The sequence below is a fragment of the Actinomadura sp. NPDC023710 genome (genome assembly GCF_040639875.1).
In the GTDB taxonomy this organism is placed as follows: Bacteria; Actinomycetota; Actinomycetes; order Streptosporangiales; family Streptosporangiaceae; genus Spirillospora; species Spirillospora citrea.
On record NZ_JBFAGB010000009.1, the window covers coordinates 26,444 to 52,078 of the forward strand.

The following is a 25,635-nucleotide window of genomic DNA, read 5'->3' on the forward strand; positions in this document are numbered from 1 at the left end:
CGCCGATTCGCTTTCAGGGCAAGGAGATGCCTGATCGAGTCGCAGAGTGTGCTATCCCGCCCGGACCGCGTATCCGTGCCCGTCCGGCTCCACCAGGAGGTCGACGACATCCGGCCTCGCCCCGCCCGCATGCGTGATCGTCGCGCTGAACCGGTACTGGCTGTTGCCGGTCTTGGTGGGATCCGCGACGGTGATCCCCTGCACCGCCGATCCCTGGGGCATGGCCTTGGCCGGAGACGGCCGCGCCGTGCCGATGACGGGGACGCCCTTCCAGTTCCCGGTCACGATGGCCCTGGCGGAGGCCACGGCCACGTTGAGGGCGCCGGCCGGGACGACCGTCGCGCCGCCGTCCGTCATCGGGACCCTGGTCGCGGCGGTGGCGGTGAAGTTGCTGGCGGCGGCTCCCGTCGGAAGCACCTGCGAAGGGCTCCCGGACGCTGTGGGCGTCGCCTCCCCCGGGCTCGGAGAGGCGGTGAGACCGCGGGGGTCGAGTGTCTGGACCTGGTAGCGCGGTGCCTGGCTCGCGGAAGGGGCGGCACCGGAGGACTCATCGCGGTCGAACACCGCGCTGACCACCAGCATCAGGATGATGCCGCCGACACCGGCCCACACCGCGATGTTCCACCACTCGGGCAGCTCGGTCTCCTGGAAGAGACGCCGCCGCCGGAAGCCCTGGCGGGCGTAGTCGGTCAACTTCGGCATGCCTTTGACCGTCGCGGGCGAGGGCGTCCGGGCAACCGGAGGGCGGCGACGTGTCGCGAATCGTTATGGCGTCCGGGGTGCAACCCCGCACGGTTCCAGGCATGAGCGAGGAGGACGACCGCGTCAGGGGGCCGGCGATGCTGGCCGCCACCAACATGCTGAAGCCGCCGCCCGCGGTGATCGGCAGCTTGAACAAGGACATCACGCTGCCCCGCACGGTCAGGCTGACCACGCTCATCGCCGTGATCGTCGGGGCGGCGCTCGGGTTCCTGATCGCCTTCCTCGTTTTCGGTCCGGGGCTGAACGCGCTGATGTACGGCCCGGTGCTCGGCGGGGCGGCCGGCTGGGCGTCCGTCAGCCTGTCCCCGCTGAACGGGGAGTCGCTGGCGACGTGGCTGGGGCTGCAGATCAACGGGACGCGCAACCGCAGGCTCTACGTGGACGGCCGGCCGGTCCGGCTGTACATCGGCATCTCGCCGCTGCGCCGCACCGCCTCGGGCACCGTGCGCATGCTGCCCGGCGGCGTCCCGGTGGACGCCGTCCGCTGGGACTCGCGCGGTTACCCCCAGCAGGAGATGCCGGGGGCGAACCGGCTGCGGGCCCCCCGCCGCAAGGGACGCCGGCTGACGGCGTCCACCCAGCTGTCCAGCGGCCGCCGCCGCGGCCGGAACGATCGCCGCCGCGGGTGAGTGCGGCCGGCACTTGCGCATCCGCGTGAGGGCCGCACGGTCCTGGCTGCAACATGACAAATAGAGGAGGGACGATGCCGGAACAGTCACCCACTCGTTTCACCATGGTGCCCGCCCGGCGTTCCAGTGAGCCGACCGCGCGCAGGCGGGCCAGGAGGATCCTGATCGCGCTCTTCGTGGCCGCGGGGCTGAGCATCGTCGCGGTGTTCGTCGCACTCTCGAGCGGGAGCGAGAAGCCCGACCTGTCCTCGGTCACCCCGCAGGGGCGCGACCTTTCGTACACGGCCGCCGTCAACTTCCTGGCCGGCAGGATGCAGGACGTGCCCCGCGCCGAGTCCTTCGACCCGGAAGGGGCGTCCGCGGAGGGCCCTGACGGGCGCTCGACCCCGCTCGACTACCGGGCGCTGAACTGGGTCGGATTCACCCCTCGGCATTTCGGTACGGAGAAGCTCGGCTTCACCGACTTCGAGATCCACCACTACCTCGTCGTGCTGCCCGATCAGGGGGAGGGGACCACGCAGGTTCCGTCCCCGGCGGCCACCGGCAGGCCGGCCGCCACTCCGACCGGCGGGGCGTCCGCGTCTCCGACCGGAGGGGCATCCGCGTCGCCGACCGGCGGGGCGGCCGCGTCGCCGTCCGGCGGAGCCCCCCAGGCGGGAGCGACCGGCACGCCGACTCCGGGCACGACCGCCGACCCGCAGGGCAGCCCCACGGCCGGCCCGCCGGCCGGGAGCAGCGAATCGCCGGCGGTGAGCTCGCACGTGCTCCAACTGGACGTGACGGTGCTGCTCGACCCCTCAGGACCCCGCCTGGCCGCCTCTCCCGCCTTCTCGGTCTGGAAGAACGGTGCCGGCAAGCCCAAGGGGACCGGCGACTACACCAATTACCGGCAACTGACCACGGAAGTCAGCACCGAGTCCAAAAACCAGATTCTGCGATGGGCGGCCGCCTACGCCACGGGTGATTCGACGGCACTGCTCGCCGTCACCGGTGACCAGGACGCCAAGCACCGCTACGAAGGCCTTTCGGGGTTCCGCCTGGCGGACTCGTCGCAGGCCGTGCAGATCCTTTCGGCGATCAAGACGCTCGACGACCAGCTCGTCGTCCGGGTGCGGATCATGCTTGCCAGAGCCGAACAAACCGGGACGGTCCCTGGAAAGAAGGGAAACGTCCAGCCATTCACTAATTTTGCTGACTTCGACCTGCTGGTGGGAGCCAGCGGGGCGCAGCCCCCGGTGCTCGCGTGGGGACCTGCCGGTTCCGCGGCGGAACTGAACCCCTACAGCAACGCACTGAACAACTGACCGGGACCTCAAACCATGGAGGGAAAAAGGATGTCAGTTCCTGGTTTTCACATACTCGCGGGACCGGAGCTCGGCCAGACCGGCGCCGACAGTTTCTTCACCTCGCCCGCGGGCAAGGCGCTGGTCGCGATCTGCGGCGCGATCGCGGTCGTCATCGTCGTGTTCGGCGTCTTCCGGATGATCAACGGCATCGGCCGCGGGCGTCCGGGCGAGGCCTTCAAGTCGCTCATCTTCGCTCTGCTCATCGGCGGGATGCTGTTCAACCTCGGCCTCACCGTCCAGGGGGTCAAAATGATGAGCAACCTCGTCGGAAAGATCTTCACCAGCGTCGACCAGGTCGGCAACAGCGGCGGCTGATGCGGGAACCTCAGCGTAAGGAGTGAACGTGGCGGACCCGAGAGGGCCGGAGAGCAGGCCCGCGGACCTGGCCGGTGGCGGCTATGTCTTCCCCACCGTGGTCCTGCTGGTGTTCGCGGTCATCCTGGCCGTGCTCATCCCGGCCCTCTGCGCCTGGGCGCTGCTCATCGCGCTGCGCCGTTTCCTGGCCCGGCGCGACTGGATCATCGTCTCGCTGGCCGGCGTGGTGGGGTTCGCCCTGCGGGCCAAGGACAACGCGTACGCCTACGGCTACTGGCTGGCGAGCTTCGCCGACTTCGGCCCGGGGCAGCCCGGGAAGGTGCCCGTCACCGTCCTGCTGTCGCTGACCGCGGTGCTCGCGGGCCTCTTCGGACTGATCGTCGGGAGGGCCCGGGGATCGGCGATCATGACGCTCTCGTCCTTCCTGCGCAAGAAGAAGAAGTTCGTCGACCTGTTCGACGGCACCTGGTTCCGGCAGAAGGAGCTGGTCGACGATCCGATCACTCCCAGGGACGGCCGGCGCGAGATGCTGAAGAAGCGGGTCGCCAACCGGGTGACCGTGGCCGACATCCCGGCGGTGCACGGCCCGTACGCCACGGAGAAGGCCAGGAAGACGCCGATCAAGGCCAAGACCATCCCCCTCGGGCTCGGCGCCAACGACCGTCCGGTCTTCCTGAGCACCCAGGAGATGGGCATGCACGGCGCCGTCGTCGGCTCCACCGGCAGCGGCAAGACCGTCACGCTGATGTGGATCATCGGGGCGGCACTCGACATGGGCTTCGACGTCACCGTCCTCGACATGAAGGAGGACACCGAGCCGGGCGGCCTGCGCGACTTCCTGCGCGCCTACGCGCAGGCGCACCGCATGCCGATGCAGGAGATCGCCCTGGGCGACGAGCAGCCGGCCTTCTGGTTCAACGCCCTCGCGGGCATGTCCGCCGACGAGGCGTTCGACACCATCATGACGATGGTCGAGTTCGACGACGCGTACTGGCAGGCCCTGAACCGCAAGGTCCTCCAGCAGGTCGTCCAGATGTTCCACGAGGCCGCCGAGATCGCACCGGACAGGTTCTCCCCGCCCAACATGCTCGAGATCGGCAAGATCATGGAGCAGGGCGAGAGCATGAAGGGCGCCGTCAAGGAGCAGGTGCTCGCGATCGACGGGGTCCGCGGCTTCGGGTACTGCACCGAGCGCTACACCAACGTGCTCCGGCCGTCCCGCGACGAGGCGGCCTCCGCGGCCAGCTTCGGCACGAAGCTGACCGGGCTGTACGACTCCGGCGCGGGCCGCCGCATCCTGGTCCCCGCCGCCGACCGGCAGATGATCGACGTCCGGCGGGAGGGGCTGACCTACATCGGGCTCAACTCCCTCGGCCAGCCCGACATGGCGAAGATCCTGTCCTCCTCCGCACTGCAGCGGCTGTCGGTGTACGCCGCGCAGCGGATCCAGGGCCGCGCCCCCAAGGACCGGCCGCGGCTCATCGTGGTGGACGAGGCGAACTTCATCGACCGCGAGATCGCGATGAACATGCTGTCCAGGGTCCGGTCCGCGATGTTCAACATGATCCTCTGCACCCAGGGCCCGACGGACTGGATCGACAAGGACGGCGACGACTGGTCGCGGCTCACCCAGAACATCAACTGGCTGGTCGCCATGGCCCAGTCGTCCCCCGAGGCCGCGGAGAAGTGCGCGGAGTTCCTCGGCATGCGCGACAACAACAAGTTCAGCGAGCGGGTCGGCCAGGACGGCCACGTCCAGAACCTGCAGGCCATGGGGGAGGAGCAGTTCATCGTCTTCCCGAAGGAACTGCGGGCCCTCGGCACCGGTGAGGGGTACCTGCGGGTCAACAAGCCGGCCAGCCGGGTCGAGTACGTGATCATTCCGATGCGGAAGCAGGAACTGGCCCGCTACCAGCCGCCCGACCCGTTCACCGCGCCCGCGACGCTCCCGCTGGGAGCCCCGCAGGGGACGAGGGGGCCGGTGTGAGGCCGCCGCGACGCCGGCCGAAGGACGAGGCGCCCCCGAAGGACGAGGCGCGGCCGGAGGACGAGGCTCGGACACGGCGGATCGACCTTCTGCCGATCGCCCTGGAAGCCTCGATCGTCGTGCTGCTCGGCTTCGTCCTCGCGGGCGTCTCGATCGGGCTGCTGATCCTCCAGTACGGGGACGTGGTCACGTTCGACCTCGGGGACGTCGTCACCGCCGGCGCGGCGGGCGTCGCCGCCGCCGCGGTCGTCCGGCTGAACGTGCGGCTCCACCGCCGCTGGAAGAAGACCATCGGCAGGATCACCGCCGCCGCCGCGCTGTGCACCCTCGCCGCGGCCGCGGGAGCGCTCGTGGTGCTGGTGCCGGGCGAGTGCCCCGGCGGGCTCTTCAGCACGGGCCGGTGCGGGGTGCGCGAGGCGGCCGCCTGGGGGCAGGTGGCCGGGCTGGCCTCGGTGCTGAACTTCATGATCGCCGGCATGGCGCTGACGATCTGGCGGCTCGCCTGGCGCTCCGTCGGGTGGCTCGCCCGCGAGGTCCGGGACGTGATCCGCGACGGGTCGGAGCAGGGCGTCATCTGGTTCAGGGCGCTGAAGAACATCCGGCGGCGCCGGGCCGGCGCGCGCGAGGCGGGCGACGCTGCGCGCGGCGCGCAGGACGCGAAGGGCCGGCCCACGCCGCGCCGCGCGGACGCCGAGCAGGCCCGCCGCAAACGGCTCCGCGCCCGGGCCTGATCCGCGGCCCGCAGGCAAGCGTCCAAGGGAGATCCATGTACGAGGTCGGGCGGGCCGGAGACTTCGTCTCCCGGCAGATGTGGCGTCACCGGACCCGGGGGTCGCTCTACGCCGCCGGGGCCGCCACGCTGGCCGTCACGGCCGCGGGAGCCCTACTGGGGACGCTGCTCCTGGACGCGAGTGCGCTGAGGGCGACCTCTGCGGTCGCCGGGGTGGCCGCGGCGGCGGGGTGCGGGTACGCGTGGATCCGCGCGACGCGTGCGCTGGGGCAGGCCCGCCGGTCGGCCGTGGGCGCGCGGTCCGAGCGTGAGGTGCGCGCGGCCGTCCGGCGCACGGAGTCGGTCGCGGCGGCCTACGGGCTCGTGCTCGGCGCCCGAGGCGGCGACTGCGACACGGTCGTCTTCACCAGAGGCTGCGGGGCCGCGGCCATCGAGGTGAAGACGGGGCACGGCCGGGTCTCCACCGAGGACGGGGCCATGCGGGTCGGCAAGCGCGTGCTGCACGGCGACCCGGTCCGGCAGGCGGCGAACCAGGCGCGGAGGCTGTCGCGCAAGCTGGGCGGCAGGACGGTCCTGGCGGTCGTGTGCGTGCCGGGGATGCGGAACCGGCCGTTCACCACGGCCGCCGGCGTGTGGGTGTGCTCCGCGAAGGACCTGACGGCGGTCCTGGACCGTGCGCCACGCGTCTTCGGCGCGGCGGAGGAGGCACGGGAGAAGATGCGGAGCCTCTGGAACGCGACCCCGGCCTGACCGGCCGGTTCGGGGCGTCGGCCAGGCTCACTGGGTGTGCCGGAGGGCGACTAGGGCACGTCCGGGCGCCACATGAGCGATGCGACGACCAGCAGGACGCTCATGCACGTGATGCAGAAAGTGATGATCGTGGGCATGAGGTCGAAGGCGCTGGGCCGCGGCAGCCGGCCGGGCAGCATGCGGCGGACCGTGCCTCCGGCTCCGGCGTCCTCCATCGCGTCCGCGTGGACGTCGTCGTTGCCCTCGTCGAAGAACCAGGCGTTCTGCGCGGGACCGGCGGTGCCGCTCTGGTCGGCGGCCTGCGCCCAGCCCGCGGCCGGCTCCGGTTGGAACGGGCCACCGGCTTCCGGGAAGCCCTGGGGCGCCGCACCGGGCGCGTTCACGGGCGCGTAGCCGACACCGGGTGCGGCGGCATGCGGCGTGCTCGCCGGAGCGCCGTAGGGCGTGCCGGGCGGCGTACCCGGCGGCACCCCGTGGTTCGGCGGCGCCCCGTGGTTCGGCGGAACGCCGTGGTTGGGCGGAACACTGTGGTTGGGCTGAACACTGTGCTGCGTGTTCGGCGGAACGCCGTAGTTCGAGGGAGCGCCGTGCTGCGTGTTCGGCGGGATGTTCTGCGGCGGGCTTGGCGGAGCGTTGTGCTGGGCGCTCGGCGGGACGTTCTGCCGGGGGGCCGGCGGGGCGTTGCGCTGGAAGGCAGGCGGGGCGTTGTGCCGGGAGGCAGGCGGGGTGCTCTGCCGGGGAGTCGGCGGGGCGTTGTGCTTGGGGGCCGGCGGGGCGTTGCGCTGGGAGGCAGGCGGAGCGTTGTGCCGAGGGGGCGGCGGGACGTTCTGCGGGGGGGCCGGCGGGTTCGTCGGCGGGGCGGGGCGGGTGTTCCGTTGCCCGGAGGGAGCGCTGGTGCCGGCGGTGGGCGTGCGGGTGCCGCCGGGCGCGGAGCCGGGAGCGCTCCAGGTGTCGCCGGTGGCTTCGGAAGGCGCCCCCGGGGCGGCGCTCCAGGAGTCCCAGGTGCCGAGCGAGGCCCAGGGGTCGCCCTGCGCGGGCTTCGGACTCTGCGGCGGCTGCTCGGACTCGGGGGCGGCGGGCTCTCCGCCGGCCGCGGGCGGTGCGGCGGCCGGCTCCTCGGCGGCGGCGTCCGCGGTGTCATCGATGATGATCCACGCAGACGTCTCTCCGGCACCCCCGGCCGGTCCCGCGCCGGGGCCGCCCGCGTGCTCCCGTCCGTCGTTCATCCTGCCCGTCCCTCGATTCTCCGGGCGCCCTCGGGTGTCTCGACGACGGGCTGGAGCAGCTTGGCCAGCGCCTTCTGCTGGATCTGCCGCACCCCTTCGCGGGACAGCCCGAGTCGTTCGCCGATGACGCGCAACGCCTGCTCCGGCTCGCCGTCCAGTCCGAACCGGCGCGTCAGTACGTACCGTTCGCGGGGGTCGAGCAACGGCAAGCCGCGGCTGCTGAGGGCGCGCAGGTCGAAGCGGAGCAGCACCTCGTCCTCGATGCTCGGGGACGCGTCGGGCAGCCGGTCCTCCCACGCGACGTCGTCCTCGCCCGAGCCGCCCGCGACCGTGTGCAGGCTGTCGAGCCGGGGGGCGTCGAGCACGCGGCGCACCTGGGCCTCGGTCACCCCGGCGCGGCGGGCGATGTCGGCGTGGTCGACCGGGGCGTCCGGCCCGGCCTCCTCGAGGAACGCCCGCTCGGCGGCCAGGATGGCCGGGCGCTTCTCGAAGTCCCCGGGATTGAGGTTCGGGTGGTCGGCGTCCCGCACCGCGCGCAGCACCTCCCGCTGGATCGGCTTGAACGCCCAGCTGGCGAAGGGGCCGCGGTTCGGGTCGTAGGAGGCGATCGCCCACAGCAGGCCGACCTTGCCGGCGCTCTCGAAGTCCTCGATGTGCTCGCTCGACTTCGAGGTGAACATGGTGACGTACCTGCGCACGAGACCGAAGTTCGCGATCATGATCTCGAGCGTGAGGTCGTCGAACTCGCGCTCGACCCGCCGCAGCACCAGTTCCGAGAGCATGTCGAGCTCCCCGGTGTCGGCCCGCGCGCGGAGCGCGCTGAGCCGATCCTGGAGCTCGTGGCGCCTGGCGAAGAGTTCGTCGTTGCGGGTACGGAACTCGTCGGCGGTGGGGCGCTCGCCACGCGCTGGCTGCTCGATGTCCATCCGTCTCCCTCGGCTAGTCGGGAATGCGAGGCTGGAGTTGTAGCTATGCACGTTCGATGCCGAACGGACCGGGAACGGTCGGAACTGAAACAGATCGTTGATACGTTCGCAGGCCGTTCGGACGGTCGCGAGGCTCCTGGTCGGCCGGTCACGGGGGGCAGGTGGACGGGTCGCGGCGGAAGATCGCAGTTGAGCGCTTCGCGGGGAGCGGCGCAACTGTCCGGGAAGGGAACGCCGCGACAAGTTCGTTGACGAAAAATTGACCTTCTATGGATCTGCTGTTGCCACGCTGATGGCTGTTTGGTGTAGACGCGGTGTGTCGGATGAGGGAACGCAGAACCAGTTCGCCGCGTCGGGTTGCGGATCGCGGAACCGACGGACTCTAGAGGTCAGGGGGTGCGCGCTTAGGCTGCGGTAGGAACAGGCGATGCCACGGGCCTCGTCTGCCAACGAAAGGAAGAGTGACGGTGCAAACGATCCTCAGCGATCTCGGTCTGGAGTCCCCGCTCGTCGGGACGACGGTGACCGCCCACATCAAGTCGAGCGGGCCGGACGGTTTCCGCTGCGCCGTCTATGACGTCGCGACCGGAGAGGCCCGCGACGCCCTTCTGCCGCGCGCCGACGCGTTCGACCTCCCGGAGGGGGCCGCCCCGCCCGAACTGGCGCCGGGAAGCAAGGTCATCGCGCTGGTCGTCGGCGTGGCCGCCGGCCCGGACCCGGGCTCCGAGCGGCTCATGCTCTCGGTCACGGCGCCCGAACTGGTCGAACGCCTGCTGGCGGGGTTCGTCGACGAACTGCTCAACGGCAAGGTCGTCATCAAGGCCATCGCCCGCGTCGCCGGGACGAAGACGAAGATCGCCGTGGCGCCCACCGTCACGGGCGTCGACGCGCGGGGAGCCTGCATCGGCCGCGGCGCGAGCCGGCTGAAGGGCGCCCAGAGCCTGCTGAACCACGGCTACGGCCGGGAGCGCCTGGAGATCATCGAGTACGCCAAGGACCCGGCCGCCTTCCTGGTCAACGCCATGAACCCGGTGCAGGTCACCGACGCGCTCGCCGAGCGCGGGAACGCGATCGTGGCCGTCGAGGAGCACCAGCTCTCCGGCGGTATCGGTGAGGGCGGCCTGAACGCCCAGCTCGCCGGGCGGCTGACCGGGCACTACGTCCGCGTCGTCAAGACCGGCACCGACCTGCGCGAGGCGCTCGACCAGCTCGTGGCCGACAAGGCCGCCGCGGAGAAGGCCTGAGGGAGAGCCACCGTGGTTCCGGTGGTCGTGCACGCCCCGGCGGGGGTCCCGCCCTGCGGCGTAGAGGATCTGAGCGGTCCGGGCGGCGGAACCCTGGACCGGGAGACGCTCGTCGCGGCCGGCCAGGCGCTGACCTGGCGATCGGTCTTCACCAGCGGCGCGCTCACCGCGATCCCGCTGACGGCCGCGTCCGCGGTGATCATCGGTAACGACGCGGAGACGCCGCCGGAACTGTGGCACGACAGGTTCACCCGGGGGTTCGCGCACCGGATGGCGGGCGAGCTCACCATCGCCTCGGTCACCGCGGGGCTGCTCGGGGAGACGGCCATCGGGAACCGGGACGAGGACGCGAAACTGCTCGGATCGGCGATCGACGGGCTCGCCCGGCTGCTCACCGACCTGGAGGAGACGCGGTCGCCCGGCGAGAAGGCGGACCGGATCGTGGCCGACACCGTCCGGACCCACTCCGCCCTGCTGGGCGTGCTCGCCCACCAGCAGGTCTCGGCGCGGGAGCAGGACGACTTCACCGTCCACACCGTGCGTTCGGTCGCCCGGCACCTGACCCGCTCGGATCTGGAACCGATGCGGACCCGGATCGGGCTGCCGTGGCCGGCCCGCGTGACCAGCGGGGTCGGCGATCACCTGGGGCTGGCCCGGTGGCGGGCCACCATGCAGTCCGACGGCGACCAGATGTGGTGCCGGCTCGAAGCGCAGAACGTCCTGGTCACCGAGCTGTGGCTGCGGAATCCTCCGGAGCCGCCGGAATGAGGTACCCAAAGCCCGTCCGGGTCACGATCACGCCGTCGCCGAGCTTGCGGCGCAGCCGGGACACGTGCTCGGCCAGCGTCCGGGAGACCCCCCGGTCGGTGCCCCACACGTGCAGCATGATCTCTTCCTTCGAGACCGCCCGGCCGCGGTTCACCGCCAGGAACTCCAGGACGGCGTACTCCATGGGGGCCAGCCGCACCTCCGCTCCCTCCCTGAACACCTGCCGGGCGGTGAAGTCGACCCGGACCGGCGGGATGTCGAGCAGGTCACCGCGGGTCTCGCCGGCGTGCCGGGCGATGCTTCCCGCGCTGCGCCGCAGCAGTGCCTGGATCCGGGCGATCAGCACCTCCGGGTGGAAGGGCTTGACGACGTAGTCGTCCGCGCCCAGCCGCAGCCCGAGCGCCTGCTCGTGCGGCTCGGAGCGGGCGGTCAGCAGAATGATCGGCGTGGTGTTCCCCTGGTCGCGCAGCTGGTCGATCAGGGACAGCCCGTCGATGTCGGGGAGGTTGATGTCGAGCAGTGCGAGGTCGATGTCCCCGCGGCGCAGCGCCAGCCGGGCCAGTTCGCCGTTGGCCACCGACTCCACCTGGTAGTGGCGCTTGCGCAGCAGACCGGACACGAGCTTGACGAGACGCGCATCATCATCTACGACCAGGATCCGCGCCATGGCGCCATGATATCGGGGGTGCGAGGACCATCCGGAGCGGCAGCGAGCAGGCTGGGGTGCCGGTGGGGCGCCGTGTGCTGTACGGCGTGGTCGCGGCCGTCGTCGTCCTGGCCGTCTTCGGGATGAGCGGCTCACCGTACAACCGCGTCGGTCCCGGCCCGGCGATCGAGGTCGGCCGCCCGGAGGGCGGGTCCTGGTCGGTCATGACGTCCCGCGTCCAGCGCAGCAACTGGCTCCAGTGGGGAAAGGCCGAGTTCACCGGGGAACACGTGATCCGGGACGCCGGGCGCGGGCACGGCGGCGGCGATCCGGCGCCGGGCGGCGACGCGATGAGCACCGCGCAGACGCACGCCGCGCTGGTCGCCGCCCAGCTGGCCGCCCGCCGGGCGCCCGTGAGCGCCGCCGGCCTCCAGGTCGGCGCGGTCGGCGGACCGGCCCGGGACGGCGGCCTGCGCCCCGGCGACGTCCTCCTCGCGGCGGGCACGGCCGACCGCCTGATCCCGCTGCGTGCACCCGCCGACCTGGAGACGGCGACCGCCGGGCGCGCGACCGTGCACGTGCTCGTCGTCCCGCGCACGTCCGCCGACGCGTGGGGGAGCGCCGAGGTCCGGCGGATGCCCGTCGGCCGGCTCGCCGGGACGGAGGCCGGCCCCACCGTCGCGCTCACCGCCTACCCGCTCGGTCCCGTCGAGGGGCCCTCGGCCGGGCTCATCCTGGCGCTGGCCCGCCTCGACGCGCTCACCCCGGGCGACCTGACCGGCGGGCACCGCGTCGCCGGGACCGGCGCGATCGGACTCGGCGGGGCCGTGACGGGCGTCGGCGATGTCCCCGAGAAGGTGCGCGCGGCGGTGAAGGCGCGCATGGACGTGTTCTTCGTGCCGGTCTGGCAGCGGTCCGCCGCGGTCGAGGCGGCCGAGGGCACCGGCCTGCGGATCGTGCCGGTCCGCACGGTGACGGAGGCCGTCGACCGGCTCTGCGCGGACGGAGGCCGTGCTCCGCTCTGCTGACGCCCGGCCCGCTCAGGGGCGGCGGAGATGGGGCAGCAGCGCGGCGAGCACGCGCCGGTCCACGACCGGGTCGCCCTCGCCGAGCCAGTCCGCGATCCGCTCGCGGACCTGTTCCAGGTCACCGGCGAGCAGGTCGCCGTACTCGGGCTCCGGGAACTTCGCCCGGGGCGACCGCACGGGATCGTCCGGAAGCACGGCGACGAACCCGCGGACCCGCACGCCGCGCGGCACCACCTTGCGGATCTCCTTCACCGCGGCGCCGATGCCGGTGTCGCCGCCGGGGAACGGACGTCCGACGGTCGTGATCGCGCCCTTGCCCGTCCAGGCGTAGGTCCCGGCGGGCCAGCGGCGGGCCATGACGACGGCGAGCCGGTCGCCCCGCAGCACGACGTGCTCGACATAGTGCAGGCCCTGCCCCGACGGCTCCGGCGCCGTGAGCGCGTGCACGATCCGGACCCCGTCGAGCCGCACGAGCCTCTCCATCTCGGTGGCGCTCTCCCGCGCCACCACCTGGCGCGCGAGGTTGCCGTCGAGCCCCGCCCCGGGCACGTTGAAGATCTGGTAGTCGAGAGAGTCGGGGGCGATCAGCCGGTCCAGCAGGCGGCCCTTCCGGACGAGGTGCGGCGCCGCGGCCAGACCCGCGGCCCCGGCCGCGAGCCCCGCCAGTGCGGCGCAGAGGGTCCAGAAGCCGCCGCCGTCGGCCTCCGTCGCGGCGAGCGCGGCGCCGCCGACGAACATCAGCGCGCACACCGCCCAGAGCCAGGACAGGGACCGCAGCGTGGGCTCCAGGGCGACGAGCGGCATCGCGACCAGCGGGAGGACCAGCAGGAGGAGGAACCCGACCGGGAGCCCGGCGGGCCACAGCACGTACACCGCGGCCAGGAACACCACCGTCCAGACGCCGACGGCCGCCACCCGGATCCAGTGGGAGCCGAACCGGGGGCGGACGCGCGGGGCGGATGCGGGTGCGGCCGCCTGCGGTTTCGTGAAGGAGGGACCGGGTGGTCGCGTGCCGGAGGAGCGGCCCGCTCCCGCGCTCTGGTCTCTCCCGCTCTCCGTCCGCGGCGTCGGGCCGGGCTCGGGGGCCGGTTCGGGCTCCGGCCGGGAGGAGCGAGGAGGCTCGGGCGGGGCCGTCCGACCGCGAGCGTCGTACGCGGCCCGGGACGCCGGGTCCTTCAACGTGTCGTAGGCCGTCTTGACCAGCCGGAACAGCCCGGAGGTGCCGCTGGCGTCGGGATGCACCGCGCGCATCGCCTTGCGGTACGCCCGGGTGATCTCCTCCGGTTCCGCGGTCCGCTCCACGCCGAGGAGCTCGTAGTAGTCCGGCTCGTCATTCCTCATGGCATCCCATTCATCGGTCTCCATCCCGACCGTCCGTGGTTCGCGCCCCGCGGCTCGTTCATCCCGCCGCCTTGTGGGCCGTCCGGCCGACGGCCTCCCGCAGACGGGCTCGCGTGGTCGGGGACGGCGCCGTCCGGACGGTTTCCAGTGAGTCACTACAAACAAGAAGGGGGCGGTACCGATGACCGATCTCGTTCGGACATCATGCGCCTGTCTGATCCACCGGGAGAAACGGACGGGCGATCCGGAAGTCGACGACGTCGTCAGGCAGGTGCTCTCGCGCTGCTGGACGATCGTCGGAAACGAACCGCAAGCCTGGTTCTGCACGGTGGGCCAATGGCACAACTTCACCTCTCCGGAATTCGTGATCTGCGGTCTCCCTCGTCGGGAAGGCCGCGATGCACTCCGGGGGGCCGTCATCGCGATGGAATACGACCTGCCGAAACTGGGCGAGGTCGACACCGAGCTGACGTCCCTGAAGATCAAGACCGTCAGGGTCCACGAGAGCTGGTACGGCTGGCCGCCGCTGCGCACCGCCCGTACGTTCTACTGCGGCCGGCTGCCCGAGTACCGCCAGCTCATCTGGGCCGAAGCCGCCGAGGGCTTCCCCGGCGACGAAGGCTTCGACGAGGAACTCGTCGAACGCCAGCCCAACCTGGCCATTCCACGGCCGGATCATCCGGAATGCGTCTGGACGGCCCTGCCATAGACCGGCAGGACCCCGGGCGCCGAGCAAGAAGGCGCCTCACGTCGACGACGTGGGGCGCCTTTTCTGCTGGAATCCGGCAGCCGGTCCGGAACAGAGAGATGCCCCGGTAGGAACGGCGTGAGCCGTCCCCACCGGGGCACCGGTGTGCTCACTCCCCCCGGCAGGAGGAAGCGTGGGTGTCACCGGTGGAACGGCCGTGGCCGCTCCACCGGAGACGGTGGATCCCTTCGGTGGCCGCTAGGCGGCTACCACAGGTAGCTCCCCGGAAGCAGGTCGACCACCGGGTCGACCCACTCTCCGTGGTCGAAACCCGAGATGCCGTTGCGGTCGTTGACCGTCACGACACGTCCCGGGTCCCTGCGGTACAGGACGCCCCCCTCTTCGAGGGGAACGAAATGCGAGAAGGGGTAGACGGCGAACGACGTGCCGCCGAACGTGACCTTCGCGTGCTCGGTGAGGACCTTGGTCCACTCCCGCACGAAGTGCTCGATGGTCTGTTCGACGTAGTCGTTGACCGACATGACGGCCCCGGCGAGCATCCGCCGGAGCACCGCCACCACGTAGGAGGCACCACACAGCTCCTGGACCGTGAGGACTTCCCGGCTGAGGGGCCTGTTCAGGAACTTCACCTTTTCCCGGAGGTCCGGGTCCAGGATCATGTTCCAGAGCGGGTCCCCCGAGTTCCGCATCGTGTCCACGAGGAACTGGAGGTCCGGGGCACGCCCCGGCTCCATGTCCTCCAGGATCCCGCCGAGCGGTGCGAGTTCGTCCTGGTCGATGATGTCCGTCCGGTCGAACCGTTCGCCGAGGACCTCCCGAAGGATGTCCAGGGTACGGTCACTTCCGAGACGGCATCGCCGGGTGACTTCCTCGCGCCACCGGTTGTAGGCGCGGGCGGAGGTCTGCCCCTGCTGCACTGCCGAGAGCATGTACAGCCAGTAGGCCCTCCACGGCACATCGATCACGACCGAGTACCGGACGCTCTCCGGGGAGTGGACCATCGCGTTCCCGGCGAACGTCGCCGCCAGGCGCGCGAGGTTCTCCTCGTAGAAGGAGAGCCACCGGACGAATCCGGCCGAGTTGATGAACTCGTCCGCGTTCCCTTCCGCGCCGTGCGAGCCGAGCTGGAACGAAGTCCGCCGGCCCTCGAGGTTGGTCGAGATCGTGGCCCGGTTGGAGCCGTTGCAGCCACCCAGGACGATGGACACGGTGTCCGGCTTGTCGGCCAGAACCGTGCCCGGTTCACCTGAGATGAGCACGTGCTCGAAGGCCCTGCCGAGCTTGAAGCCGGCGTAGGCACCCTGCACGTACCGCGAGCCGTCGCCTCCGAGCCGGAGCTCGTAGATGGCGCTCTCGTCTGCGACGGCGTCCGGAGCCGCCGACAGTCGGAGACCCCTCGCGAGGTCCTCGACCTTTCGGCGCGCCTTGTTCGCCGTCCTGCCCTTGCCGAAGTTCAGGCCCTCGAAGGCACCCTTGATCGGCGTGGGAGTCCACAACCAGTCCGGCGTGATCCGGACGGGCTCCTCCCCCAGGAGACGGACAGGGGTGATGCGGGATGAGTCGGGCCCTTCCGGGTCCGACTCGGTTGCCCAGCGGATGAGACCGCCGGTTTCCGGGCGTGCCATATGGCACACCTCCTTTTTGGGTTGTGCTGCGCCCGGACCTAGTCCGGACGGCGTGGCTCGGAAGCCACTCACGTGGTTGAGCCACGCATAGTTGACTGTGTCGATCGAACACGGATCGGCAAGTGGAATCTGATATGACGCCGGTGTAACCGAAGTAACAAGCGGATTGGCTGACCAGCGCAGACAGGAAGAGGCGGGAACGGAGCAGTGCTCCGTTCCCGCCTCCGGGGTGGGTCGGCGGCCGTCAGACGGCCGCCGATCGCGTCAGGCGGAGAGGTCGCCCTTCCCGCCGCGATCACGGCGCAGTGCCGCCGCGATCACGGCGGCCGCGCGACGCCTCAACCTGGTTGCCAGCCGGGTCAGCTTCTCGCCGCCGACCTCGAGCTGGTAGTAGCAGCCGCCGCCCGCCAGGGTGACGAGGACGGCGCCGATCAGGTCCAGGCTGGTCGGCATGTGCCCCAGCACCGCCCAGTCCAGGGTCAGGGCCACCGTCGGCTCGACGGCGGTCAGGACCGCGAACGTGGCCTCCTTGATGAGGCCGTGCCCGAAGATCAGGTTCTGCCCGACCTGGGCGACGAACCCCGTCAGCAGACCGGACAGGGCGGTGAGGAGGACCACCCGCCAGGTCAGCCAGTCGGGGCCGGGCGTGATGCCCGGGACCGTCCGGCCGAAGGCGGCGAGCGTGGCGATCACGATCGCCGACAGCGCGGCCAGCGCGGCCGTCGACCGCATCATGGACTCGGCGATCGCCACGTTGACGCGGTCGCCGAGAGCCTTCCCGAGACCGCCGTAGGTCAGGAGGAAGTTGCCGTAGCACGCCGCGGCTCCGAGTGCGAACAGCACACCCAGGACGTCGGCCTTGCCCTCCCACGGACGGGTCAGGAGAAGCATCCCAGGCGTTGCCAGGGGCAGCCACAGCAGACTCGACAGCCTGCGGGGACGGTCGGTCACCATCTTCCAGATCGCCACCGCCAGCGGACCGAGCCACATGAGCGCGATGACGGTCCCGAGTGCCTCCAGCCGCTGCAGGGACAGCAGCGTGAGCGGGATCACGAAGGTGTTGCTGAACGCCATGCGGTTGATCAGCTTGCCCGCGTTGAGCTCCCACAGCAGCGCCCGCCTGCCCCGGCGGAGGAGCGCGGCGCGCTCCGCCAGCAGGACCAGGGGGATGGTGCCGAAGAAGGCCGCCATGACGGCCGCCACCAGGGGCGATGCCTCGTCGATGACGAGGCCGTTGACCGCGTCTCCGCCGATGAGGGCGTAGAACACGACCAACGTGATCACGAGCCCGACTCCCGGCACTTTGCCGAGGCGGCCGATGAAACTGGCCATAGGCCATCTCTCCTTTGTGTGCGTCCCGGACCGAGCCGGGGCGCGTTCGTGGTTCCGTGAACCCGATGCGCGTCCTGACCTGGAAGGTCGGGACGCGCACCCGGTCGTGAGAACCGGTGACACGTCCCGAGCCTTTTCGGAACGGCGTGGCTGAGCCACGCAGTGAAGACCGTGCGGTGCCGGTCATCGGCGGCAACCGCCGCCGATGACCGGAGAAACGAAGATGGCGGGGAGGATGGCTCCTCCCCGCCTGGGTTCGTTGGGTGCGCCTCGCAGCGCGTTCGGTCAGCTCTTCGCCGTGGAGATCACGTCGAGGGTGATCAGCGCGGCGACGAACAGGGTGACCCCCGCGACGAGGCAGGGGACGACGACCTGCCAGGCCAGGGCCGTGAACAGGGACATGAGGAACAGGGCCAGCAGGCTGATGACGACGGTGAGCAGGCTCCCGAGCACCATGCCCAGTACGGGGTGGTAGGGGGCGCCGGCCTTCGTCTTGTCCTGCATGGACCTGAACGCCTTGGTGGCCAGGGCGTAGAGGCCGGCGGCCGTTCCGAAGAGGAAGAGGCCGCCCAGCGCGTCCCAGCCCTGGTTCTCCGCCGACCTGGCCACGATCAGGTACAGGCTCAGGTCGATCGCGAAGAGCAGCATCAGGTTGCCGAGGACGGCGTAGATCGCGATCCGGAGGATCTCCTTGCGGTACATCGTCCAGCTCGCGGCGAGTTCGGGGACGCCGGCCCGCCGGGCACCCGCCTGCTTGCGGAGCCACGGGCAGCGCAGTGCCATCAGGAAGAACACGGCGGTGACGTCGATCGCGGCCGTGAACATTCCGGTGAAGTTGTTCGTGCTTCCCTTGGACAGCGCCGCCGAGACGCTGAACACGGTCGCGATGACGATGAGCCACGCGAGTGCGGTGAACAGGACTCGAACGTTGGGAGTCCTGCTGGATCGGGTTGTAGACACGTTCGTCTCCCTGTTTCGTTTTTGGCGGGATCTGCCGGTCCCGAGGACTCGGTAGGCAGTGACGACCGTGCCAAGCGGACAAGGAACGGCAACCGCGGTGCCGAGGCGATCCGCGTGGCCGCACGCAAAAGTGCCCCGGCGGGGACGGCGCGAAGCCGCCCCCACCGGGGCACCGGGATCGGGCTCACTCCGGTGCGGTCACCGCACGAAGTAGAGCTCACTGAACAGGTCGCCGGTCGGCACCCGCTGGCCCCTGGAGGAGTCGACGGGGTCGAGGACGACCAGGTGGCCGGAGTCTCCCCGGAACTGGGCGAAGGGACCACCCGGTCCCCACGACCCGCCGAGGATCTTGCCCAGCGGACCGATCCCCGCCATCCGGGCCGGCCCGTCCGGGTGGCGCTGCGCGAAGCGCTCGGCCAGGCCGAGCATGCGCCGCGCGGCGTTCGCCTCGTCGACCACGATGGCCGGGCCGCCGCTGCCGTACTTCAGCAGGTCGACGACGTCGGTCGCGTTGACGAGCCCGGTGAGGCCGTCCAGACGGGGAGGATCTTCCGGCGCGAACCGCCGCTCGGCGACGAGCTCGCGGCGGACCGCCTCCTGGTGGTGCGGAGACAGGACGAACTTCCAGAGCTCGTCCGTTTCGCGCAGCTCGCCGTGGAGGTCGGACACCATCGGCTGCTCACCCCGGGCGACGGCTCCTACGAGCCGGTCCCCGAGGTGGTCAAGTGCGTCGCAGGCGAGAACCGTCACACGGTTCCGGTACTCGCCCAGCATCTTGTCGAGGGTTCCGGTGAACCCCCGCACGAAGAGGTCGCGGTCTCGCCTCGTCTTCGCGAACCACCTGCCGCACAGCTCGGGGGAGGCGATCTCCTCCTGCAGCGCGGGGAGCAACGGAAGCCAGTACTCCTCGGCGGGAACGCGGAACACGACTCGCACCTTGGGCCCGTCTCCGGGCAGGGCGCGAACCAGCTTCGCCACACTGCCGGCGAGGAGCCAGAACGACTCCCGCGTCCCGAGCTGGTGTCCGTTGGACCCGAAGCCGATGGACGTGATGGGCTCGTTCATCGACCGCAGGAACCGTTCGGACGTCAGCAGCTCCAGCGGGAACTTGCGCTTCTCCGTCCGTGCGACCGGACGGCGCCTGCCACGCAGGGTGCCGGCGCCCACGAGGAGCGTGATGACCTTGGGTGCGGCGCCCCCGAACGCGTGTTCCAGGTCGCCTCCGACCCACCAGTGGTCCGTCTCCTCGCCGTTGCGGTACCCCGCGTAGGCGAGATCGTCGGGACCGGCGGTGGTGTCGACGACGGCCTCCTGCTTGGCGAACATGCCGTGCAGGTCGAGCCCGTCCACGACGGCCTCCAGCCGGCGGCACGCCTCACGCGAGGCGCCCCGCAGCGGCCGGCGTGGTCCGCCGACCTCGCGCCGCAGGCCGGCGAGGCTTTCGCCCGCCGACAATTCGACCGGCTTGAGGACCTGCGGGACCTCCGGTACCCGCTGGCCGTTGGACTCCGCGAGGAGCCGCCTGATCGGGAATGACATACGTCATCCCTCCCTCTTTCGATTGTTGTCGCCCGCCCGCACGCTTCGTGCGGACGGCCCGGTCCGAGGACCGGGCAAGGGTGACCGTGTCGCGCTCGCGGCGTCTGGCAACGCCGTCAGGCCGTAAGACCGTCACCGGGCGGGAACGCGATGCGCGTCCCGCTTACACGGAGCCGAAGAGTTGCGTCCAGTAGGTGCCCGCCTTGCCGCCTCCCTGGAAGCCGACCCCAATGTGGGTGAAGTCGGGCTTGAGGATGTTGGCGCGGTGTCCGGGGCTGTCCATCCAGCCCTGGACGACCTCGGCGGGGGAGCGCTGGCCGCAGGCGATGTTCTCGCCGATGCCGAGATGCGTGGAACCTGCGGCGCGGGCGCGGTCCCAGGGCTGCGTTCCCTCGGGGGAGGTGTGGGAGTAGAAGCGGCGGGCGACCATGTCCTCGCTGTACGCCTGGGCGGCGACGGTCAGGGTCGCATCGTCGGCGAGCGGCCGGAGGCCGTGGGCGGCGCGGTGGGCGTTGGTGAGCGAGACGACCTCGTCGGCGAAGCGCGACCGGCCGGCGGGGGAGAACGGCGTCGCCCACAGGACCGTCCAGTAGAGGTCGCGGTCGCGGCCCCTCCCGGCGGCGTGGCCGATGCCGACGTCGCAGAGCTCCCCGTTGCGCAGGGCGTCCACCGGCTGCCCGCCGTCCAGGTGGTACCGGGTGAACTCCTCCAGCGAGCGCGGGCCGGACACGAACTGCTCGTCGATGGTCAGGTACACGTAACCGTGCAGGGTGACGTGGTCGAAGACCGACATGCCGTCCGGTCCGTCGGCGTCCAGCCGGCGCTGCGCGGCCATGACGGCGGCGTGCGCCTGCGCGGCCGCGGTGAGCCGGCCGTCCAGGTTGACGGGCGGCAGCCCGTTCCGGGCCCGCCGGGAGCCGACCTCGCGGGCGAAGGACTTCAGATGCCGGACGGAGACCGGCGGCCGGGCCGGACGGGACACGGCGGGCGGGGGAGGCGGCGCGGCCGGAGGCGGAGGCGGCGCGGCCGGAGGCAGGGGCGGCATGGCCGGAGGCAGGGGCGGCATGGCCGGAGGCAGGGGCGGCATGGCCGGGGGAGGGGGAGGGGCCTGGGAGCCGTCGTCGGTGACGTCGACGCCGAAGTCGCGGGCGAGCCCGGCCAGGCCGTCGGCGTACCCCTGGCCGATGGCGCGCAGCTTCCACTGGTCTCCGCGCCGGTAGATCTCCACGAGCAGCAGGACGGTCTCCGTCGCCGGACGCGGCGGGCTGAACCGGGCCACCACCGCGCCGTTGCTCCCGACGGCCCGCAGCACGGGGGCGGGCAGGCGGCTCAGCGGGGTCCCGGCATCGGCCGCGCTGATGACCACCGTGACGCGGCTGGCGCCGGCCCGCAGCCGCGGCGGATCCACCATGACGGCTCCGGCCCCCAGCCGGGCCCCGGGAGCGGAGGGCTGGTTGTAGAAGACGAAGTCCTGGTCGCCGCTCACCTTCCGGTCGTCGCCGGTGATCAACGCGGACAGGTCGAACGGCCCCGGCACCTCGATCGAGACGGCCCCGCCGGGCAGCGGAAGGTTCCCACCGGCAACCAGCTCGCGCATCGCCTACCCCCGTCCTCACCGCGCCGACCGAACACAAGCGCTCGTCAAGGACCGTACGAGGGCGCCTCGCGACGGCAAGGGAACCGGGAGGGCGCCTCGACGGCCCGCACGAGGTGTGGCCCCTGGATCGCTCCAGGGGCCACGGGTGGGGTGGTCGCGCCGCAGTCAGCGACTACGGCGCGCTTGTCACCGAGTGAGGTTGAACAGCCTCATCAGCATCGTGAGCGTGCCCAGGGGGCCGTCCACGAGCAGGTCGGACCGCGCCTTCACAGCGGCGTTGTCGGACGTGCCCACCTTGAGGGTGGGGACGCCCTTGGCCCTCAGCGCGTCGAGGACGTCGAAGGCCGCCAGGTCCGGCTCGCTGTCGCCCGCGTAGAGGACCACGGAGGGCTCCCACGGGAGGGCGGCGACGAACCAGGCGAGGGCGTCCCTCTTGTTGACCTTCGGGCCGAGCTCGATCACGTTGTGACCGGGCAGGCACACCAGGCCGGTTTCGTCGGCCAGGTGCGTGAGGCCGGCGACCAGCCCGGCGACCGTGTCGGGGTCCGTGCCGGCCTCGTAGTGGACGGCGCGGAAGTGCGACTTCACGCCCTCGATGCTCGCGTCGGCCAGACCGGCCGCCGCCAGCACTTCGGACAGCTTCGCGTCGACCACGGACAGCGTGGCCGGGCGATCGACCGGCTGGGTGAGCCGGCCGTGGTGGTACCACTCGCACCCGAACTGGCCGAGCACGTGCAGCCCCTCACCGAGGAGACCGAAGCTCCGGACCTGCCCGACCGATCGTCCGGTGAGCATGCCCGTGGCGCCGGTCTGGGCGACGAGCCTGTCGAGCACCGGGCGGTACCGGCCGTCGACGGTCGGCATGGTCGGGAACTTGACGACGTCCCACATCGTCCCGTCCCCGTCCAGCATGATGACGGCCCGCTCGGGGTTCTCCGCGAAGGCCTCCCAGGCCTTCTTGCCCGCCTCCGAGATGAAGGTGAGCACGTGGTTGTTATCTGCGTGCATGAGCTGTTCGCTCCTTTTGTTTGGTGCGTGGCGACCTCGTCCTGCTCGCCACTCCTGTGAGAGGGTTCCCGGTCAAGCCAGGACCCTCTTGCCTGAGACCGTCCCTGACCAGGTGAGAGACGCAAGTGAGGGATCCGGGCCTCTCCGTACCGCCGAGCGGCCGGGCGGAAGCAGGCTCCACGGACCGTGGCCGGGCCGAAGCGCCCACGGGCGGTGGTCAGGCCGACCGCCGGGACCGCTGGCCGGCGCTCGCGGCATCACCAGGTGGGACGCGGCCCTGCTGCGGGTTCGACCTGGCGCTGAGCCTGAGTGCGACACCGACCTTTCGACAGCGATCGCTTTGTCCGCTGACGCTTGTCCTCCGACAGCCGCAGTAGCGGCCAATGCGTGCTGCCTCTGTCGCCGCCGCGGGCCGTGGGTCTCTCCGCGACGGCCACGACCGCCTGCTCCTCACTCTCTGTGATCAGGAGTTGCCGAAAGCAGGCGACACGGGTGACGCCTTTTCCAAAGTGATACGGCGTATTTTTCAATCATCCCATCTCTCCTGTGATCAACCTCACACGTGGTTGCGAATGGTGAGGAGGAGGGACGGTTCTGTGTGTCACGACCAAGGGGCGTGATCGTCCGCGGGCACCGATTTCGCGGGCGCGCACAAAAACAAAAGGGGTGTATTCCCTATGACCTGCACCAACGTCGTCAACGGCAAGGTGTGCGGCGGCCAGATGTTCAAGCCCGGTAACCAGGGCGGGAGCATGTGGCTCTGCGGTACGTGCGGGGCGGTGAAGCAGAGCTGACCCTGTCGAGCATGTGCCGGTCGACCTCGTCGGCTCGCAAATTTTTTATTTTTGTTTTTTTTCTTAAATCGCCGGTCGCCTCTGCCCAGAGGCGACCGGCACTTTTTTTTGGCCGGCCATGGCCGGATTGAGAAGTCGGAGAGTGGTCTGACTTCACGCACCGTCGCAATGGACTGCGCACTCTTGTGTCGCGCAGTCGCCGGGCCGCCCGGTCGGACAGGTCACCTGGGAACCCGCTCGCCCGGACGGGCGAAGTCGAAGCGGATCCGGCGGGTGAGCGTGCCGGCGCACCCCTGCCCGGTACTCCGGGCCCACCCGCCTTGTGCCGGTTTCGCGATGAACTTCCGAGTTGCCATCGCGCCGTGTTTCAGGACGGTTAACGGTGCCGACTCGACAGTCGGCTCGCCTCGACCCCTCAGGGGCAGGCGAGACACAACAACCACTCCGGTCTAGGGCCGGGTGGGACGCAAAAAGGAGGGACCTTCGTGTCCATCACCAACACTGCTGCGGTTGGAAACAACCGCGGTGCCTCCCGCTGGTGGGGGGCGATCGCCGTGCTGATCCCGAGCCTCGTGTTGCTCGGCAGCATGTTCTCCCAGGGAGTGGGGGGCGCCCTCACCACGTCGGCCACCGTGCCGCTGGCGAGCGCCGCCCTCATCGTCCTGGTCGGAGCGCCCGCCCTGGGCGCCATCACGGCCTGGAAGTACCGCTCCTACAAGCTCTCCATGTTCAGCATGGGAGCCCGCGGAGAGGAGAGGACGAGGGTCTTCCAGTCGCTGGGCGGCGGTTTCACCGTCGACTCGGCGATCCTGCGATGGGGCTTCGTCGTCGTGATCGGGCTCACCAGCCTGGGCATCAACATCGGGATCGCCGAGGCCGATCGCAGCATCGGCACCGGACCCCGTACCGCCATCATGACGCTGGGCACGCTCCTGGCGGGTGTCACGGTCTACGTGGTCAAGCGCCACTGGAACCAGCTCGTCATGAGGGTCGTTCTGCTCGGTGGCGTCGTGTTCGCCGTCGCTCTGTTCAGCAGCGACGGGCAGATCGAACTCGGCGGCCTCGTGTGGGCGGCGGTCGTCGGTCTGCACATGTTCATGGTGCAGAAGGCACTGACGGCCTTCGGCACCAAGGCCTTCGACGCCGAGACGAACAAGCAGCTGAGCCAGCGCTACCGGGACATCGGCATGACGCTGGCCAACGGCATCACGTTCTTCCTGATCCTGGCCTACGCCAGCTGGGAGGGCGCACTGCCCACCTTCGACAAGTTCGAGGGTGCGCCGCTGCCGCTGTGGATCCTGTACCTGGCGATCCCGGCGACGGTCATGGTCCTCCCCGTCCTGGGGATGAACTGGGCGCGCAACCGGCTGGACGAGGGCGGTCAGGCGATGCTCACCTCGACGGCCCCCGTGTGGGGTGCCCTCGCGGCGCTCATGCTGGCCTCCTTCGGCTGGGTCAACCCCCCGACGCTCGACTCCGCTCAGTGGGTCGGCATCGGAGTGGTCGTCCTCGCCGCTCTCGGGGCGGGGCTCGACGCCTCGACCCGTGCCAAGTGGGAGGCCGAGCGCAGCCAGAAGAACACCGAGCTGAGGCTCGCGTGGGGCGAGGTCGAGCAGGCGAACGCCGAGCGCGGCGACGCGATCGCCAAGCGCGACCAGGCCTTCGGCCAGGTTCGCATGGCGAACGCCGAGCGCGACACGGCGGTCCGCCTGCACGGCGAGGTGGAAACCAAGCTGCGCGAGGAGACCGCCGAGCGTGAGCGGCTCCAGGCCGAACTCGACGCCCTGAAGGCGGAGGCACAGCCCTCCGCTGCCAACGGCGCCAAGTCGGTCACGTACATCGAGGCCACCGGGCTGGTCGGCACGCCGGACGGGGAGATCCGTCTCGGCTTCGCCGGCGGGCTCACCGTCGAGACCGGCGACGGCCTCGTGATCGAGGGCAAGGGCGTCCACGGAGCGACCGTCGACAAGGACGGGCGCTTCAGGGGCGACCGGGTGGCTCGCGGCACCGTCACGTCTGGCGGCCGCGAGTTCCAGTTCCGGGACGGCGAGGCCGTGCAGGCCGACCCCGACGGGAACTACCGCATCGAGCGGGTGTCCTACGGGAGCTCGACCGGCGCTCAGAGCGCCGAGTAGAGCTGTCGTTCAAAAGTTCCGGCCTTAACCGGCACCGCGTGTAGGCGGATGCGAGGTGAGGGCCGGCCAACCCTCCCTTCGCGTTCGGCGAAACGTGGTGTCGGCCTCGGCAGATGCCGCGGTTCAACCGAGTGTGGAGCGAGGGTCCGGCCAAACCCTCCTCTGCATCTCGGTGAACCGCAGCGTCGGCCTCGGCAGGCGTCACGGCGTAGTCGGGTGCGAGGTGAGGGTCGGCCAA

General features: G+C 70.9%; 22 protein-coding genes. 11 read left to right on the top strand and 11 right to left on the bottom strand.

From position 1 onward, the window contains the following. Window positions 1–51 precede the first annotated feature (51 nt). The gene (locus tag AB0H37_RS12600) at window positions 52–702 is read right to left on the bottom strand and encodes a hypothetical protein (RefSeq protein WP_360612480.1); all 651 of its coding nucleotides are present in this window, start codon (window positions 700–702) and stop codon (window positions 52–54) included. A 101-nt stretch (window positions 703–803) separates the two neighbouring features. On the opposite strand from AB0H37_RS12600, the gene AB0H37_RS12605 reads away from it, so the two are divergent. From AB0H37_RS12605 to AB0H37_RS12630, 6 genes are all read left to right on the top strand, one after another. Beyond that, the gene (locus AB0H37_RS12605) at window positions 804–1,391 is read left to right on the top strand and encodes a hypothetical protein (RefSeq protein WP_179832786.1); all 588 of its coding nucleotides are present in this window, start codon (window positions 804–806) and stop codon (window positions 1,389–1,391) included. Window positions 1,392–1,465: 74 nt separating this feature from the next. After that, entirely contained in the window at window positions 1,466–2,695 is a 1,230-nt protein-coding gene (locus tag AB0H37_RS12610) for a hypothetical protein (protein ID WP_329094760.1), read from the top strand. Between the two features lie 30 nt (window positions 2,696–2,725). Beyond that, complete coding sequence (locus tag AB0H37_RS12615) at window positions 2,726–3,052, top strand: hypothetical protein (protein WP_179832788.1); 327 nt, start codon at window positions 2,726–2,728, stop codon at window positions 3,050–3,052. A 28-nt stretch (window positions 3,053–3,080) separates the two neighbouring features. After that, window positions 3,081–5,039, top strand: coding sequence for a helicase HerA-like domain-containing protein (locus tag AB0H37_RS12620; protein ID WP_360612482.1), 1,959 nt, complete (start codon window positions 3,081–3,083; stop codon window positions 5,037–5,039). Then, complete coding sequence (locus AB0H37_RS12625) at window positions 5,036–5,770, top strand: hypothetical protein (RefSeq protein WP_360612484.1); 735 nt, start codon at window positions 5,036–5,038, stop codon at window positions 5,768–5,770. The genes AB0H37_RS12620 and AB0H37_RS12625 overlap by 4 nt, the downstream gene beginning before the upstream one ends. 35 nt (window positions 5,771–5,805) lie before the next feature. Next, complete coding sequence (locus AB0H37_RS12630; protein WP_360612486.1) at window positions 5,806–6,519, top strand: nuclease-related domain-containing protein; 714 nt, start codon at window positions 5,806–5,808, stop codon at window positions 6,517–6,519. A 50-nt stretch (window positions 6,520–6,569) separates the two neighbouring features. Here AB0H37_RS12630 and AB0H37_RS12635 read toward each other — a convergent pair whose 3' ends face one another. Continuing rightward, window positions 6,570–7,745: a hypothetical protein gene (locus tag AB0H37_RS12635; protein ID WP_360612487.1), complete on the bottom strand. Its 1,176-nt coding sequence runs from the start codon at window positions 7,743–7,745 to the stop codon at window positions 6,570–6,572. Then, complete coding sequence (locus tag AB0H37_RS12640; protein ID WP_179832793.1) at window positions 7,742–8,671, bottom strand: sigma-70 family RNA polymerase sigma factor; 930 nt, start codon at window positions 8,669–8,671, stop codon at window positions 7,742–7,744. Before AB0H37_RS12640 ends, AB0H37_RS12635 begins: the two co-directional genes overlap by 4 nt. Window positions 8,672–9,132: 461 nt before the next feature. Between AB0H37_RS12640 and AB0H37_RS12645 the strand changes: the two genes are divergently transcribed. Beyond that, window positions 9,133–9,915 (top strand): hypothetical protein, encoded by a 783-nt coding sequence (locus AB0H37_RS12645; protein WP_329094751.1) that lies wholly within the window; start codon window positions 9,133–9,135, stop codon window positions 9,913–9,915. 12 nt (window positions 9,916–9,927) lie between these two features. Further along, a complete protein-coding gene (locus AB0H37_RS12650; protein WP_179832795.1) occupies window positions 9,928–10,683 on the top strand; it encodes a hypothetical protein in 756 nt (251 codons plus the stop codon). Here AB0H37_RS12650 and AB0H37_RS12655 read toward each other — a convergent pair. Then, complete coding sequence (locus tag AB0H37_RS12655; RefSeq protein WP_179832796.1) at window positions 10,640–11,350, bottom strand: response regulator transcription factor; 711 nt, start codon at window positions 11,348–11,350, stop codon at window positions 10,640–10,642. The genes AB0H37_RS12650 and AB0H37_RS12655 overlap by 44 nt on opposite strands. 62 nt (window positions 11,351–11,412) lie before the next feature. Between AB0H37_RS12655 and AB0H37_RS12660 the strand changes: the two genes are divergently transcribed. Further along, window positions 11,413–12,357 carry a S16 family serine protease gene (locus AB0H37_RS12660; protein WP_360612490.1) on the top strand — a complete coding sequence of 315 codons (945 nt, stop codon included), beginning with the start codon at window positions 11,413–11,415 and terminating at the stop codon, window positions 12,355–12,357. Window positions 12,358–12,369: 12 nt separating this feature from the next. Here the strand turns inward: AB0H37_RS12660 and AB0H37_RS12665 are convergent, their stop codons facing one another. Next, window positions 12,370–13,698, bottom strand: a complete 1,329-nt coding sequence (locus tag AB0H37_RS12665) for a J domain-containing protein (protein ID WP_360612492.1) — start codon at window positions 13,696–13,698, stop codon at window positions 12,370–12,372. A gap of 181 nt (window positions 13,699–13,879) precedes the next feature. Here AB0H37_RS12665 and AB0H37_RS12670 point away from each other — a divergent pair, with 181 nt between their 5' ends. After that, a complete protein-coding gene (locus tag AB0H37_RS12670; RefSeq protein WP_360612494.1) occupies window positions 13,880–14,407 on the top strand; it encodes a DUF4262 domain-containing protein in 528 nt (175 codons plus the stop codon). Between the two features lie 245 nt (window positions 14,408–14,652). On the opposite strand, the gene AB0H37_RS12675 is transcribed toward AB0H37_RS12670, so the two are convergent. From AB0H37_RS12675 to AB0H37_RS12700, 6 genes are all read right to left on the bottom strand, one after another. Further along, window positions 14,653–16,032: a hypothetical protein gene (locus AB0H37_RS12675; protein ID WP_360612495.1), complete on the bottom strand. Its 1,380-nt coding sequence runs from the start codon at window positions 16,030–16,032 to the stop codon at window positions 14,653–14,655. A gap of 264 nt (window positions 16,033–16,296) precedes the next feature. Further along, window positions 16,297–17,364 carry a hypothetical protein gene (locus AB0H37_RS12680; protein ID WP_360612497.1) on the bottom strand — a complete coding sequence of 356 codons (1,068 nt, stop codon included), beginning with the start codon at window positions 17,362–17,364 and terminating at the stop codon, window positions 16,297–16,299. 285 nt (window positions 17,365–17,649) lie between these two features. After that, window positions 17,650–18,324, bottom strand: a complete 675-nt coding sequence (locus AB0H37_RS12685; RefSeq protein ID WP_360612499.1) for a hypothetical protein — start codon at window positions 18,322–18,324, stop codon at window positions 17,650–17,652. Between the two features lie 198 nt (window positions 18,325–18,522). Next, complete coding sequence (locus AB0H37_RS12690; protein ID WP_360612501.1) at window positions 18,523–19,863, bottom strand: hypothetical protein; 1,341 nt, start codon at window positions 19,861–19,863, stop codon at window positions 18,523–18,525. A gap of 163 nt (window positions 19,864–20,026) precedes the next feature. Then, window positions 20,027–21,460, bottom strand: a complete 1,434-nt coding sequence (locus AB0H37_RS12695) for a CAP domain-containing protein (RefSeq protein WP_360612503.1) — start codon at window positions 21,458–21,460, stop codon at window positions 20,027–20,029. Window positions 21,461–21,646: 186 nt separating this feature from the next. Beyond that, the gene (locus tag AB0H37_RS12700) at window positions 21,647–22,468 is read right to left on the bottom strand and encodes a trehalose-phosphatase (protein WP_360612504.1); all 822 of its coding nucleotides are present in this window, start codon (window positions 22,466–22,468) and stop codon (window positions 21,647–21,649) included. 1,279 nt (window positions 22,469–23,747) lie between these two features. Here AB0H37_RS12700 and AB0H37_RS12705 point away from each other — a divergent pair. Then, window positions 23,748–25,397 (top strand): hypothetical protein, encoded by a 1,650-nt coding sequence (locus tag AB0H37_RS12705; protein WP_360612506.1) that lies wholly within the window; start codon window positions 23,748–23,750, stop codon window positions 25,395–25,397. Window positions 25,398–25,635: the final 238 nt, after the last annotated feature.